Source organism: Mesorhizobium marinum (assembly GCF_040813675.1).
GTDB lineage: Bacteria > Pseudomonadota > Alphaproteobacteria > Rhizobiales > Rhizobiaceae > Mesorhizobium_K > Mesorhizobium_K marinum.
In genome coordinates, this window is record NZ_JBFOCI010000004.1 from 296,666 (window position 1) to 309,660 (window position 12,995).

Sequence of the window (12,995 nt, forward strand, 5' to 3'; positions counted from 1 at the left end):
CTCAACTCATCCAGTTTCCACCGTCGACATTGTAGGTCTGCGCGACCACGTAGTCGGCTTCCGCACTCGCCAGAAAGATCGCCATGCCGGTCAGGTCCGCGGGCGTGCCCATGCGGCCGTAGGGCACCGCCGCGCCGACCTGCTTCTTCTTCTCGCCGGGCTTCAGACCCTCATACCGGGCGAACAGCGCATCGACGCCGTCCCAGTGCTCGCCATCGACGACGCCCGGCGCGATCGCGTTGACGTTGATCCCGTGCCTGATGAGGTCCAGCCCCGCCGACTGGGTGAGCGAGATGACCGCCGCCTTGGTCGCGCAATACACCGCCACCAGCGCCTCGCCGCGACGACCGGCCTGGCTGGCCATGTTGATGATCTTGCCGCCCCGCCCCCGCGCGATCATCGACCGGGCCGCGGCCTGCAGCGTGAACAGGCAGCCCGCTACGTTGACGGAGAACAGCCTGTCGTAGCTGGCACGGCTGATCTCGACGATCGGGGCGGCGTCGAACAGCGCCGCATTGTTGACGACGATGTCGAGCCCGCCGGCCCTGGCCTCGACGGCTTCGATCGCGTGGTCGATCGAGGCCTGGTCGGTCACGTCGAGATGCACCGCGTAGGCGGCCGGTCCGATCGCGCGCGCGGCCTCTTCGGCGGCCTCGGCATTGATGTCGCCGATCGCGACCGTGGCGCCTTCGCGCACATAGGCCTCGGCAAAGGCCTTGCCGATGCCGCGCGCCGCACCCGTGATCAGCGCCGACTTGCCCGCCAATCTCATTGCAGCGCGATCCCGTCGGCGCCGAAGCGATGGATCTTCGACGGATCGGGCGTCAGCCAGACGGTGTCGCCATGGTGTGCGCCTATCTCGCCATCGGCGCGGACGGTCAGCGGCCCAACGCCATCCGAATGGACATGCAGGAAGGTGTCCGAACCAAGATGTTCGGCGACGCCCACCGTGGCCTTCCAGGCGCCCTCGGTGGTCGAGACCGAAAGATGTTCGGGCCTGATGCCGACCGTCTTGGCGCCGTGCTCCGCAGCCGTCTTCCCCTCGATCAGGTTCATGCGCGGCGAGCCTATGAAGCCGGCGACGAACAGGTTGCGCGGCGAGCGGTAGAGTTCGAGCGGAGAGCCCACCTGCTCGATGTTGCCGGCATTGAGAACGACGATCTTGTCGGCCATCGTCATCGCCTCGACCTGGTCGTGGGTGACGTAGATCATGGTCGTCTTGAGCTGGTTGTGCAGCTCAGAGATTTCCAGCCGCATCGTGCCGCGCAAGGCCGCGTCGAGGTTCGACAGCGGCTCGTCGAACAGGAAGGCCGAGGGCTGGCGCACGATGGCGCGGCCGATGGCGACGCGCTGGCGCTGGCCGCCCGAGAGCTGGCCGGGCCGCCGCTCCAGATAGTTGGTCAGGTTGAGCACCCGCGCCGCGTCGGCCACCTTCTTCTCGATCACGTCGGGGCTTTCGCCGGCCATCTTCAGCGGGAAGGCGATGTTCCTGGCGACCGTCATATGCGGGTAGAGCGCGTAGGACTGGAACACCATGGCGAGCTTGCGTTTCGCCGGCGCCTCGCCGGTCACGTCGCGCCCGTCGATCAGGATGGTGCCGCCGCTGGTGTCCTCAAGGCCGGCGATCAGTCTCAGCAGCGTGGACTTGCCGCAGCCGGACGGACCGACGAAGACGACGAACTCGCCGTCCTCGATCTCGAGGTCGATGTCGGGGATGATGGTCGTCGCCCCGAAGGACTTCGACACGTTCTTCAGCGTTATCTGGCCCATTTTCCCCTCCCGAACTACTTAACTGCGCCGAATGTCAGGCCGCGCACCAGCTGTCTCTGGGAGAACCAGCCCATGATCAGGATCGGCGCGATGGCGAGCGTCGAGGCCGCCGAAAGCTTCGCCCAGAACAGCCCCTGCGGGCTGGAGAACGAGGCGATGAACGCGGTCAGCGGCGCGGCGTTGGTGGTGGTGAGGCGGATCGTCCAGAACGCCTCGTTCCATGCAAGGATGATGTTGAGCAGCATCGTCGAGGCGATGCCCGGCACCGCCATCGGGGTCAGCACGTACCAGATCTCGCCCCACAGCGTCGCGCCGTCCATGCGCGCGGCCTCGAGGATCTCGCCCGGTATCTCGCGGAAGTAGGTGTAGAGCATCCAGACTACGATCGGCAGGTTGATCAGCATCAGCATCAGCGTCAGGCCGATGCGGCTGTCGAGCAGGCCGAAATCGCGGAAGAGAAGGTAGATCGGCACCAGCACGGCGGCAGCCGGCATCATCTTCGTCGACAGCATCCACATCAGGATGTCCTTGGTGCGGTGGGTCGGCGAGAAAGCCATTGACCAGGCGGCCGGCACGGCGATGACGACGCCGAGCATGGTGGAGCCGACCGCGATGATCACCGAGTTCATGAACGGCCTGAAGTAGTCGCGCTGGGTCTGCACCTCGACGTAGTTCTCGAGTGTGAAGGACGGAATGAGGTTGAAGCCGGCGATCGCTTCCGGCTCGCTCTTCAGCGAGGTGATCACCGTGTAGAGGATCGGGAAAAAGATGATCAGCGCGACCACCCAGGCGGCGATCGTCCAGCCGACCTTGCTGCGTGTCGATACGGCGCGTGCCATGGTCCCCTCCTACCGGTCCAGGTTCTTGCCGACCGCGCGCATCAGGAAGATGGCGACGATGTTGGCGAGCACGATTGCGATGACACCGCCCGCCGATGCCCCGCCGACGTCGTAGCCGAGCAGCGCGGTGCGATAGATCAGGAACGGCAGGTTGGTGGAGGCGTAGCCCGGCCCGCCATTGGTGGTGACCAGGATCTCGGCGTAGACGCCAAGCAGGAAGATCGTCTGGATCAGGATGACCACCGTGATGGCGCGGGCCAGATGCGGCAGCGTCAGGTAGATGAAACGGTTGACGAAATTGGCGCCATCCATCTCGGCGGCTTCCTTCTGCTCGCCGTCGAGCGACTGCAGCGCGGTCAGCAGGATCAGCGTGGCGAAAGGCAGCCACTGCCACGCCACGATGATGACGATCGACAGCAGCGGAAACTGGGCGAACCAGTCGACGGGCTGCGCGCCGAAGAACTTCGCGATGTCGGCGAACACGCCGTATCCCGGATGCATGATCATGTTCTTCCAGACCAGCGCGGCCACCGGCGGCATGACGAAGAAGGGCGAAATGACCAGGATGCGCACGATGCCCTGGCCGAAGATCGGCTGGTCGAGCAGCAGCGCCAGGAGGATGCCGCCGACCACCGTGATCAGCAGCACGCCCACCACCAGAACCAGAGTGTTCCAGATCGACTGGAAGAAGGCCGGGTCCGTGTAGAAGAACTTGTAGTTGAACAGACCGGCGAAACTGACGTTTCCGGGGTTCAGCAGATTGTAGTTCTGGAACGAGAACCACAGCGTCATCGCCAGCGGAACGATCATCCAGAACAGCAGCAGCATGACCGACGGCGCCATCATGAAGCGCGCCAGCGTCCGGGTCTGTCGAGTAGCCATGATCTCCTCCCCTCAGGTCGGGTCGCCCGGCGCCGACTGGCGCCTGCGATGCATGCGCCTCCCCGCTCCACGGGGAGAGGGCAAGGGCGAGGAACGGTCTCAACGGCCCGCAGGGCTGCGTTCCTCACCGTCTGCCGGTCGCCTCCACCCGCCGACGCGGGAGGAGGATGCTGTCCTGGAAATCGCCGTCCGGGGACAGGGGCCCCGGACGGCAGGCATCGGGAGGATGCCTTTTCGTTGTGGGCTACTTGATGTAGCCGGCCCTGGTCATTTCGCGCACGGCGACCGACTGGGCCTGGGCGAGCGCGTCGTCGACGCTCATCTGCCCGGCGAGCGCCGCCGAGAAGAGCTGCCCGACCGTCGTCCCGAGGCCCTGGAACTCGGGGATCGCCACGAACTGCACGCCGACATAGGGCACCGGCTTCACGGTCGGCTTGGTCGGATCGGCGGAGTTGATCGAGTCCAGCGTCATCTTCGCGAAGGGGGCCGCCTTCTGGTACTCCGGGTTCTCGTAGAGCGAGGTGCGCGTTCCGGGAGGAACGTTGGCCCAGCCCTCCTTCGAGGCGACGAGTTCGAGATAGGCCTTGTTGGTGGCCCAGGACACGAACTTCTCTGCCGCTTCAGCCTTCTGCGTGCCGGCCGGGATAGCCAGCGACCACGCCCACAGCCAGTTGCCGCGCTTGCCGAGGCCGTTGTCCGGCGCCAGCGCATAGCCGACCTTGTCGGCGACGGTCGAGTTCTTCGGGTCGGAGACGAAGGATGCGGCGACGGTGGCGTCGATCCACATGCCGCACTTGCCCTGCTGGAACAGCGCCAGGTTCTCGTTGAAGCCGTTGGACGAGGCGCCCGACGGGCCGGCGTCGTTCATCAGCTTCACGTAGGTGTCGAGCGTGTTCTTCCACTCGGGCTGGTCGAACTGCGGCTGCCAGTTCTCGTCGAACCAGCGCGCGCCGAAGGAATTCGACATGGCGGTGAGGAAGGCCATGTTCTCGCCCCAGCCGGCCTTGCCGCGCAGGCAGACGCCGTTGATGTCGTTGGCGCGGTCGGTCATCTTTCGCGCGGCCTCGCCTATGAACTCCCAGGTCGGCGCGTCGGGCATCGTCAGCCCGGCCTTCTCCATCAGGTCCTTGCGGTACATGACGAAGGAACTCTCGCCGTAGAACGGCGCGGCATAGAGCTTGCCGTCCGCGGAGAGACCGCCGGCAATCGCCGGGATGATGTCGGCGGCATCGTAGTCGGCGCCGAGATTGTCGAGCGGCAGCAGCCATTGCTGCTTCGCCCAGATCGGGACCTCGTAGGTGCCGATGGTCATCACGTCGTACTGGCCGCCCTTGGTGGCGATGTCGGTGGTCACCCGCTCGCGCAGCACGTTCTCTTCGAGCGTCACCCAGTTCAGTTCGATGCCGGGGTTCTTGGCGGCGAAGTCGTCCGTCAGCTTCTGCATGCGGATCATGTCGCCGTTGTTGACGGTGGCGATGGTGATGGTCTCGGCATGCGCGGCGAATGCAAGCGCGCTGGCCGAGCACAGGCTCACGATGAGCGTCTTGAGTTTCATCCAGAATACCTCCCATGGAACCAAGTGAGCATTTGCCTTGGTTATGGGCATTTATTCGCACAAGCCGCAAAGCTGTCAAGCCGGATTCGATGTTGCGCCGCAGCACCGAACCGCCCCTTCGTCGCCGCGGCGTGTACGAAGCGTCCCCCTGCAGGGCATTGATGCGGTGCCGCGACCCTGCCAAGCTGCAGCCATGACGAACGACGCCCCGGCCGAGACCACTTCCGCGCCACAGACGCCCGCCTCACCACGGCCACGCAGCGGGCGCGTGCCGGAACAAGCCCTGCGCACGGCCAGGCTGGCGTCGGGCCTTACGCTGATGCTCTTCGTGACGATGCACATGGCCAACGTCGCGCTGAACCTGTTCTCGATCGAGGCGGCCGACGCGGGCCTCGAATGGCTGACCGAACCGTGGCGTACGCCGGTGGGCTCCGTGCTTCTCTATGGCGCTGCCGCCGTCCACTTCGTGCTGGTGCTGCGCACCCTCTATCTCAAGCGGACCCTGCGCATGCCCGCCAAGGAGGCGGCGCAGGTCGTGCTCGGGCTCCTGATCCCGCTGCTGGTCGCCGAGCACGTCATCGGAACGCGGGTCTACGGGTCGATGACCGGCACCGAGATCGACTATGAGTTCGTGGTGCGGGCGCTGTGGATCGATTCACCGGCGACGGGCGTCAAGCAGGTCTTGGCGCTGCTCGTCATCTGGGCGCATGGCTGCCTCGGCCTGCATTTCTGGCTGCGCTTCCGGCCCTGGTATGCGACCGCGGCGCCCTTCCTGCTGATCGCCGCGGTGCTGGTTCCGGTGCTGGCGCTGCTCGGCTTCGCCGACGCCGGCAAGGTGGTCCAGAGCCTGCCGCTGCCGCCTGTGCCGGACGACGCCGCGCTCGAGCGCATCTGGGCGGCACTTGCAGCCAAGGATCTTCTCCTGACAACCGTCTATGCCGTGGCGATCGCCGCTGTCGCCGGAACGCTCGCGCTGCGCGCGCTGCGCCAGGTCATGGCCCGGCGCAACCTGGTCGAAGTCCGCTACGAAGGCGGGCAGGTCGTGCGGGTGCCCCGCGGCACCAGCGTGCTCGAGGCGAGCCGCATCGGCGGCATTCCCCACTATGCCGTCTGCGGCGGCAAGGGCCGCTGCTCGACCTGCCGCATCCGCGTGACCGCGGGCGTCGAGACCCTGCCGCCGCCGAGTCCTCTCGAATGCGCGACGCTGACCCGCATCCACGCCATCCCGGAAGTGCGCCTCGCCTGCCAGCTCAGGCCGACGGCGCAACTGACGGTCCTACCGCTGCTGGCCGCCGACCGCGAGCGGGCCCTGACCACGGGCCTGCGCCCGACGACGCCTGGCCGCGAGCAGGAGATCGCCGTGCTGTTCTGCGACATCAGAAGCTTCACCGCGCTCGCCGACCACAGACTGCCCTACGACATCGTCTTCCTGCTCAACCGCTATTTCGCGATCGTCGGCAAGGCGGTGGAACAGTCGGGCGGGACGCTCGACAAGTTCATCGGCGACGGCGCGATGGCGCTGTTCGGCCTCAACGGATCGACCGCGGAAGCCTGCCGGCAGGCGCTGGCCGCATCGGCCGCCATCCTGGCCGAGCTCGACCGGCTGAGCGAGGAACTCGCCGCCGAGATCCCGGCCCCGCTCCGCGTCGCGATCGGCATCCATGCCGGCCCGGCCATCGTCGGCGCGATGGGATACGGCGGCGCCATGCATGTCACCGCGATCGGCGACACCGTGAACGTGGCAAGCCGGCTGGAATCCGCGGCCAAGGAGTTCAACGCCGCGATCGTCGTCTCGGACGCGGTCGCGTCGCTTTCAGGGCTCGACTTCTCCGACTACGAGGCGCGCGAGATCGCGATCCGCGGCAGCAGACGGCCGCTGCACGTGCATGTGGTGCCGCAGGGCGCAGCATTCGCGTCGGGCCTGACGGACGCACGCGCGGTGGCCTGATCACCGGCCAGCGGCCAAAGGGCCAGCCAGGTCTGCGCCGGCCGATCGCCCCGACATCGCGCCTATCTCCCTCAGCATCCATTCGCGAAACGCCCTGATCTTCGGCGTGTTGCGGCGGGCCTGCTGGTAGACCAGCCAGTAGGCGTGGCCGTCGTTGCCGACGATGTCGAACGGCTGGACCAGGCTGCCACTATCGAGTTCCGCGGTGAACAGCGCGCGGGTCAGGATCCCGACGCCGACGCCGGCCACGGCCGCCCGCCCCTCGAAAGCCTGCGAATTCAGCTGGCTGCGCGTCCTCGCCGCCAGGTTTTCGCGCGCGTCGATGCCTGCAAGGTCGAACCACATCGCCCACCAGGGATCGCCGGCGTCGACGATCGGGAGCCGGAGCAGATCGGCGGGCTCCCTGACGCCGCCGATCGTGGCGGCGAGCGACGGGCTCAGCATCGGCGTGAAGTCGGCCAGGAACAGGCGATGCGCGGCGAGCCCCTGCCATTCGCCCGTGGCGCCCGTCCGGATGCCGACATCGATGTTGTCCTGCGCGAGATCGACCACCCGGTCGGACGTTTCCAACCGCACCGCGATCGCCGGATGGGCGACCTGGAACGAACCCATGCGCAGCGCCAGCCAGTTGGCGGCGAAAGTCGGGATCGTGCTGATCGACAAGGTGCCCTGTCCGCCGGTTCGCGCCTGTTCGTAGCTTTCCGCAAGGATGCGCAGCGCCTCGGACGCACCGGCCGAAAGCACACGGCCCGTCTCGGTGAGTTCGACGTGGCGGGCCCGACGGACGAAGAGCGGCTGGCCGACGCGCTCCTCAAGCACCTTGATCTGGTAGCTGACGGCGGCCTGCGTCATCGCCAGTTCCTCCGCCGCCCGCGTGAAGGACGACAGCCTGGCGGCAGCCTCGAAGGCGCGAATGGCAGCGAGCGGCGGCAGTTTCATGCATAAATCTCCCTTATGCATGCTATGCCAGGTTCAATTGGCGGACAAGCTGCGGAAGCAGCATATGAGGCGCAGGGAAAACGACCGACCAAGGAGAGAACGATGAGCTACGCCAACCCTGCCTCAGCCGTTGCTCGACGCGTGTTTGCCGCGTTCTCTGGGTTTCGTATCAAGCGTTTGGATATCGACGAGATGCCCGACCACCTGCGTCGCGACCTCGGGCTCGCCGACGGCGGCGCACGTTCCCGGGATGTCGCCCGGGGTGACGGACGCGCACACCGGCCGGAGATGCATTTTCCCCATGCGTCATAAGGCACGCTGCTGAATTAGGCCAACCGGCAGAAATGCTCAGCCGGCCGCCAGGAGGGCGGACGCCGTGCGCTCGTCGGTGACCAGGCCATTGACCAGCCGGCGGGTGACCGCGGCAGCGATGCCGGGCAGCTTGTTCTCGCCCATGGCCAGCGCGACCACCAGCGAGCGCTCGCGCGACGGCAGCGGCGCCGACGCGACGCGGTCGTTGGTGGCGCCTTCGATCAGCCTGCCTTCGCGGTCGAACACCCAGCCGACAATCTCGGCGACGCCGCCCGCCTTCTGAATCGCCTTCAGCTCCGCCTCGGTGATGAAGCCGTCCTCGTAGAGCGGCGCCTTCGGCCCAAGATCGCCGATGCCGACGAATGTGACGTCGGCGCGGGCCGCAAGCTCGAGCGTCGGCTGTATCATCGGCTGGCTGAGCAGCATGGCGCGCTCCTCGGCCGAGGAGGCGATGACCGGCAGCGGCATCGGGAAGGCGCGCGCCTTGATGCGGTCCGCCATGGAGAAGATCACGTTGTAGAAGGCGGCGGAGCCGTCCGGTGCGATGTTGCCGGTGAGCGAGACGATCTTGTGCTGCGGGCAGTCCATCTGCGGCAACTGCTCGATGGCCGCCTTCAGCGTCCGCCCGGTGCCGATCGCCATCACCAGCGGCGTCTCCGCCCTGAGCCGCTTCTCGATCTCGGCGGCGGCGGCCTGCGCCACGCCGATGGTGGTCGACGAGGACCCTGGATCGCTCGGGACGACCTCGATGAAATCGAGCGCGAAGCGCGCTCCGAGCCGCGCCGCGAGATCGAGGCACTTGGCGATCGGATGGTCGACACGGACCTTGATCAGCCCCTCGGACACCGCGAGCGAAACCAGCCGCTGGGCCGACTGCCTGGAGATGCCGAGTTTCGTGGCGATCTGGTCCTGCGTGTTGCCTGCAACGTAGTAGAGCCAGCCGGCGCGCGCGGCGTCGTCCAGTCGCGGGTTGGCCGCAGCAGTGTCCTGACGAATGCTCATCGATCCCAAGCCTGTTCAGCGCGGGCGCAGTCTTACAGGGAATTCCGCGATGTGCAATTGTCTGATCGGTCGGGCAAATGTTCATTTCCAGCACGCAGGCGAAACACACGTTTCCTGCGCCGAAAACCCGCCAGCGGAACGATCCTCGACGATCCTGTCGCGACAAAATCCGGGGTCATGGCGCGACGCATCATATTGGTCATCGATTTTACCGGAAGAATGTGCAGAAGGAGGGGGACAGGAAGGGAGCCGCAATGACCCCCAAGGCAGTCTACTGGGACATGGACGGAACGCTGATCGACAGCGAGCCGCTGCACGACGAGGCGCTGGTGACGGCGATGAGGAGCGTCGGCATCGCGCCGCCGCCGGACCTGCACGAACGCGTGCTCGGCATCGCGGCATGGCCGGTCTACGAAATGATGCGCGACGAATTCGGCCTGACGCTGCCCTACGACGACTGGATCCGGCGCAAGTACAGCCACTACCTCCAGCACGCGCCACGCCTGCAGCAGCGCCCGGGCGCGCTCGAGATCTTCCGCGACCTGCAGCGCATGGGCGTGGTGCAGGCCATCGTCTCGAATTCGGACCGCCTCATCGTCGAGGCGAACATGCGGGCGATCGGCATCGTCGAGCCGGGCATCAAAAGCATTACCCGCAACGACGTGCAGGAAGGCAAACCGCACCCCGAGCCCTATCTGCGCGCCGCGTGGCTGACCGGCATCGACCCGGCGGACACGGTCGTGATGGAGGACAGCGCGACCGGCTCGCGCGCCGGGCTGGCGGCGGGCATGCGGACGATCTTCTGGCCGGAACGGCCGGCGACCGGGCCGGACGGCGCGCATGTCGCCAGCACCGCCGAGGACGTGAGACAGCTGCTCGGCATGCTCTGAACCTGCCGCCCCGGCTCTGGACCTGACCGTCCACGACTGCCCGCCGGTCAGGGACTGTGGGCGAAATTCATCTTCCAGTCGTCGCCGACGTCTTTGGTCACGCCGAGGTAGTCGGTCCAGACCGGGCACATGAACCAGTTCGCATCGTTCATGTTGGTCAGGCGAATCGTATCGTCAGTCGACACCACGCGGGTCGCGTCGGCGCAGCCGTCGATGGTGACCGTCCACTCGTACTTCTTGCTTTCGGTTCCCTTGTAGATCGCCGTCCAGACGGTGCAGACCCGCCACCTGTCCGGCATGTAGAGCTGCTGCCCCTTGTAGGCCGGCTCCACCTGCTCGATCCTGACCTTGTCGCCGTGGCACAGCTGGTCGCCGTCCTTCTTGTTCACCGGGCGCAGGATGTAGGTCTGCTTCTGGGAAGCCGAGAGCCTGACATAGGGCCAGGACTCGCCGTCGAGGCCGGTCTTGCCGGGGATCTCCTCGCCCTGCTCTTCGGCAGGAATGGTCATGCTGGCCTTGCCGACATTGAGCGCGCTCGCCGGGAAGCGCATGTAGACCCGCTGGCCATGGAACATCTGCGTGCGCAACTGGGTGCGCATCGCCTCGACCGCCTCGCGGTAGCCCGCCGGCGGGTGGTCGCCGATGCCCTCGATCTGCTCCGGCGGCACGAAGTCGCCGAACATCTCCATCACCGAATAGCGACCCTTCAGTATCTTCCAGGCGGCAAGGATCTCGCGCTCCATGGCGAGCAGCCTGGTCCGGCTTTCGCTGTCGACGTGATAGCCCTCGCGGTTGGCGGGATCGAGGAAGGCATGGATCGTCGCCAGCACGTCGGCGTAGCCGGTTGCCCAGTCGCTCAGCGCATCGACAATCAGGCTCGTTTCATAGACCCGCCCCTTGAGGTCGGCAGCCTCGTCGAAGAAGCGCCAGTATCCGTCGTAGCGGCCGTAATAGGGCTGCGGGTTCTTGCGGACGTTCGCCTCGAAATCCCTGAGGAACTTCATGACGGCCGCCCGCACCGTCTCCGGCTTTTCAGGATCGAAGGGATCGAGCGTTCCGCCGGCGCCCAGCGTTTGCGCCGTCATCCGCCACTGGGACTCCGAGCTGGTTTCGCTCATCACCTTCGAGACCTTGACCATCAGCGAGCCGAGGTCCGGATAGGTGCCGCTGATCTCGGCGCTGACGTCCTGCGCCCGGGCCTTGGTCGACATGGTGCACTGGTAGGCGACATAGACCTCGCCACCCAGAACCACCGTGTGGCAGTAGTAGCCGCCGAACTTGCGGTGGAACCCGTCGAGGTCGTTTGCGAGCTTCTCGCGCGCTTCCTTGGACAGATGCAGGGCCGCCGTATCGTTGGCGATCGTCAGGTTGCCTGCCTCGACCGTCTGCTTGGCGATGATGACGAAGGACGTCTCGTTGTAGCTGAAGGAGTTGACCAGCCTGGCGGCAACCCCGGCCTCGGCGCCGAGATAGGCGGCGCGCAGATCTAGCTCCGCCGCCAGTTCGTCCATCAACTGGCGTGCCGACATCGCCGCCCAGACCTTGCAGTAGCCGAAGTCGCGGCCGCCCCTTTGGGGGCTCACCGGCTCGAGCGCGCTGGCCGAGCGCGTGAACTTGAGTGCGTCGTAGCCACCGCCCGTGGCGTAGTCGTCAAGGGTCCGGACCTCGATCGTATTGCCGAAGTCCTTCAGTACCGGCCTGTCCGTCATCGGATGCGTATCCTCGTCGTCTGCCAGTATCGCCCCCAAAAAGATGACGTTCCGGTCAGAAATGCCAGATGCAGGCGAAGAAATCTTCGCCAACGATGAGCAACGTGGAGACGATCACCCGTAACGGGATTTCATGTCAACATGCGGATAATCGCTAAAATTCTTGCGAACCGATGCGCTCGCCGCTGCCAAATCGGAGCGAGCATTGAAAAGTCAGGGATAACCGCCGCGCTACACGGCAAGGCTCACGGCCAATCGGGAATACACTCCGGTGGGTCGGTACGTCCCCGGGCCGGAATTCTCAGTTCCGGTAGGCCGGCTCTTGCTCGTCGAGGATGGCCTTGAGCTCGGCAAGGTGACGGTCGGCCTGTCCCGGATAGTTGTCGAGTTCGGCGGCCGTCCTCTCGGCGATCTCGTCGGAGAGCATGCGCAGCGGACGGCCGGTCCACAGCGCCTTGATGTAGGTCTCGGCGGCGCGCTCGAAATAGTACATGCGGTTGAAGGTTTCCGCGACGCTCTGGCCGATGACCAGGATGCCGTGGTTGCCCATGATCATGACCTGGACGCGGGGGTCGGCGAGCAGCTTGGCGCAGCGTTCGCCCTCCTCCTCGAAGGCAAGCCCGCCATAGTTGCCGTCGATCACCTGGCGCGGGCCATAGAACATGGTCGAGTTCTGGTCGACCGGCGGGAGCCTGGAATCGGCAAGCGATGCCAGCACGGTGGCATGCACCGAATGCACGTGCATGACGCAGCGCGCATGCGGCACGGCGCGGTGGATCGAGCCATGCAGCCCCCAGGCCGTCGGGTCGGGGGCGTTCGGGCCGGACAACGTCTCGGGATCGTTGGCGTCGATCATCAGCAGGTCGCTCGCACGCACACGCGAGAAATGGACCTGGTTCGGGTTCATCAGAAACTTCGTGCCGTCGTCGCTGACCGACAGCGAGAAGTGGTTCGCCACCGCCTCGTGCATGTTCAGCCTGGCGGTCCAGCGAAACGCCGCCGCGAGATCGACCCGCTCCTCGTGGAAGGGCATGTTGGTGAGCTTGCCTGACTTCAGATGGGCGACGGTCATGACGCGTTCCTCCGTGTTGGGTCGAGGATGCCCCAGGCTTCAGCGCCGGGGCAACTGGATTCGATAGCCTGATACGC

12 protein-coding genes are annotated in these 12,995 nt (G+C 66.1%); 3 read left to right on the plus strand and 9 right to left on the minus strand.

Features of this window, described 5'->3' with window-relative positions; genetic code table 11:
- Position 1: 1 nt before the first annotated feature.
- The 5 genes from ABUE31_RS15180 to ABUE31_RS15200 all read right to left on the minus strand — a co-directional run bounded on the left by ABUE31_RS15180 (position 2) and on the right by ABUE31_RS15200 (position 5,046).
- The gene (locus ABUE31_RS15180; RefSeq protein WP_367724501.1) at positions 2–772 is read right to left on the minus strand and encodes an L-iditol 2-dehydrogenase; all 771 of its coding nucleotides are present in this window, start codon (positions 770–772) and stop codon (positions 2–4) included.
- Complete coding sequence (locus tag ABUE31_RS15185; protein ID WP_367724502.1) at positions 769–1,770, minus strand: ABC transporter ATP-binding protein; 1,002 nt, start codon at positions 1,768–1,770, stop codon at positions 769–771. Before ABUE31_RS15185 ends, ABUE31_RS15180 begins: the two co-directional genes overlap by 4 nt.
- A gap of 14 nt (positions 1,771–1,784) precedes the next feature.
- Entirely contained in the window at positions 1,785–2,609 is an 825-nt protein-coding gene (locus ABUE31_RS15190; protein WP_367724504.1) for a carbohydrate ABC transporter permease, read from the minus strand.
- Positions 2,610–2,618: 9 nt separating this feature from the next.
- Complete coding sequence (locus ABUE31_RS15195; protein WP_367724505.1) at positions 2,619–3,491, minus strand: carbohydrate ABC transporter permease; 873 nt, start codon at positions 3,489–3,491, stop codon at positions 2,619–2,621.
- 244 nt (positions 3,492–3,735) lie between these two features.
- The gene (locus tag ABUE31_RS15200; protein WP_367724506.1) at positions 3,736–5,046 is read right to left on the minus strand and encodes an ABC transporter substrate-binding protein; all 1,311 of its coding nucleotides are present in this window, start codon (positions 5,044–5,046) and stop codon (positions 3,736–3,738) included.
- A gap of 319 nt (positions 5,047–5,365) precedes the next feature.
- Between ABUE31_RS15200 and ABUE31_RS15205 the strand changes: the two genes are divergently transcribed.
- Positions 5,366–6,994, plus strand: coding sequence for an adenylate/guanylate cyclase domain-containing protein (locus ABUE31_RS15205; RefSeq protein WP_367724634.1), 1,629 nt, complete (start codon positions 5,366–5,368; stop codon positions 6,992–6,994).
- Here ABUE31_RS15205 and ABUE31_RS15210 read toward each other — a convergent pair whose 3' ends face one another.
- Positions 6,995–7,933: a LysR substrate-binding domain-containing protein gene (locus ABUE31_RS15210; protein WP_367724507.1), complete on the minus strand. Its 939-nt coding sequence runs from the start codon at positions 7,931–7,933 to the stop codon at positions 6,995–6,997.
- Between the two features lie 102 nt (positions 7,934–8,035).
- On the opposite strand from ABUE31_RS15210, the gene ABUE31_RS15215 reads away from it, so the two are divergent.
- Positions 8,036–8,245 carry a hypothetical protein gene (locus tag ABUE31_RS15215; protein ID WP_367724508.1) on the plus strand — a complete coding sequence of 70 codons (210 nt, stop codon included), beginning with the start codon at positions 8,036–8,038 and terminating at the stop codon, positions 8,243–8,245.
- 36 nt (positions 8,246–8,281) lie between these two features.
- Here ABUE31_RS15215 and ABUE31_RS15220 read toward each other — a convergent pair whose 3' ends face one another.
- Entirely contained in the window at positions 8,282–9,247 is a 966-nt protein-coding gene (locus ABUE31_RS15220) for a sugar-binding transcriptional regulator (protein WP_367724509.1), read from the minus strand.
- A gap of 254 nt (positions 9,248–9,501) precedes the next feature.
- Between ABUE31_RS15220 and ABUE31_RS15225 the strand changes: the two genes are divergently transcribed.
- Positions 9,502–10,137: an HAD family hydrolase gene (locus ABUE31_RS15225; protein ID WP_367724510.1), complete on the plus strand. Its 636-nt coding sequence runs from the start codon at positions 9,502–9,504 to the stop codon at positions 10,135–10,137.
- Positions 10,138–10,184: 47 nt separating this feature from the next.
- On the opposite strand, the gene ABUE31_RS15230 is transcribed toward ABUE31_RS15225, so the two are convergent.
- Both ABUE31_RS15230 and ABUE31_RS15235 read right to left on the minus strand, forming a co-directional pair.
- Positions 10,185–11,846 carry a hypothetical protein gene (locus ABUE31_RS15230; protein ID WP_367724511.1) on the minus strand — a complete coding sequence of 554 codons (1,662 nt, stop codon included), beginning with the start codon at positions 11,844–11,846 and terminating at the stop codon, positions 10,185–10,187.
- Positions 11,847–12,147: 301 nt separating this feature from the next.
- The gene (locus ABUE31_RS15235) at positions 12,148–12,918 is read right to left on the minus strand and encodes a class II aldolase and adducin N-terminal domain-containing protein (protein ID WP_367724512.1); all 771 of its coding nucleotides are present in this window, start codon (positions 12,916–12,918) and stop codon (positions 12,148–12,150) included.
- Positions 12,919–12,995 lie beyond the last annotated feature (77 nt).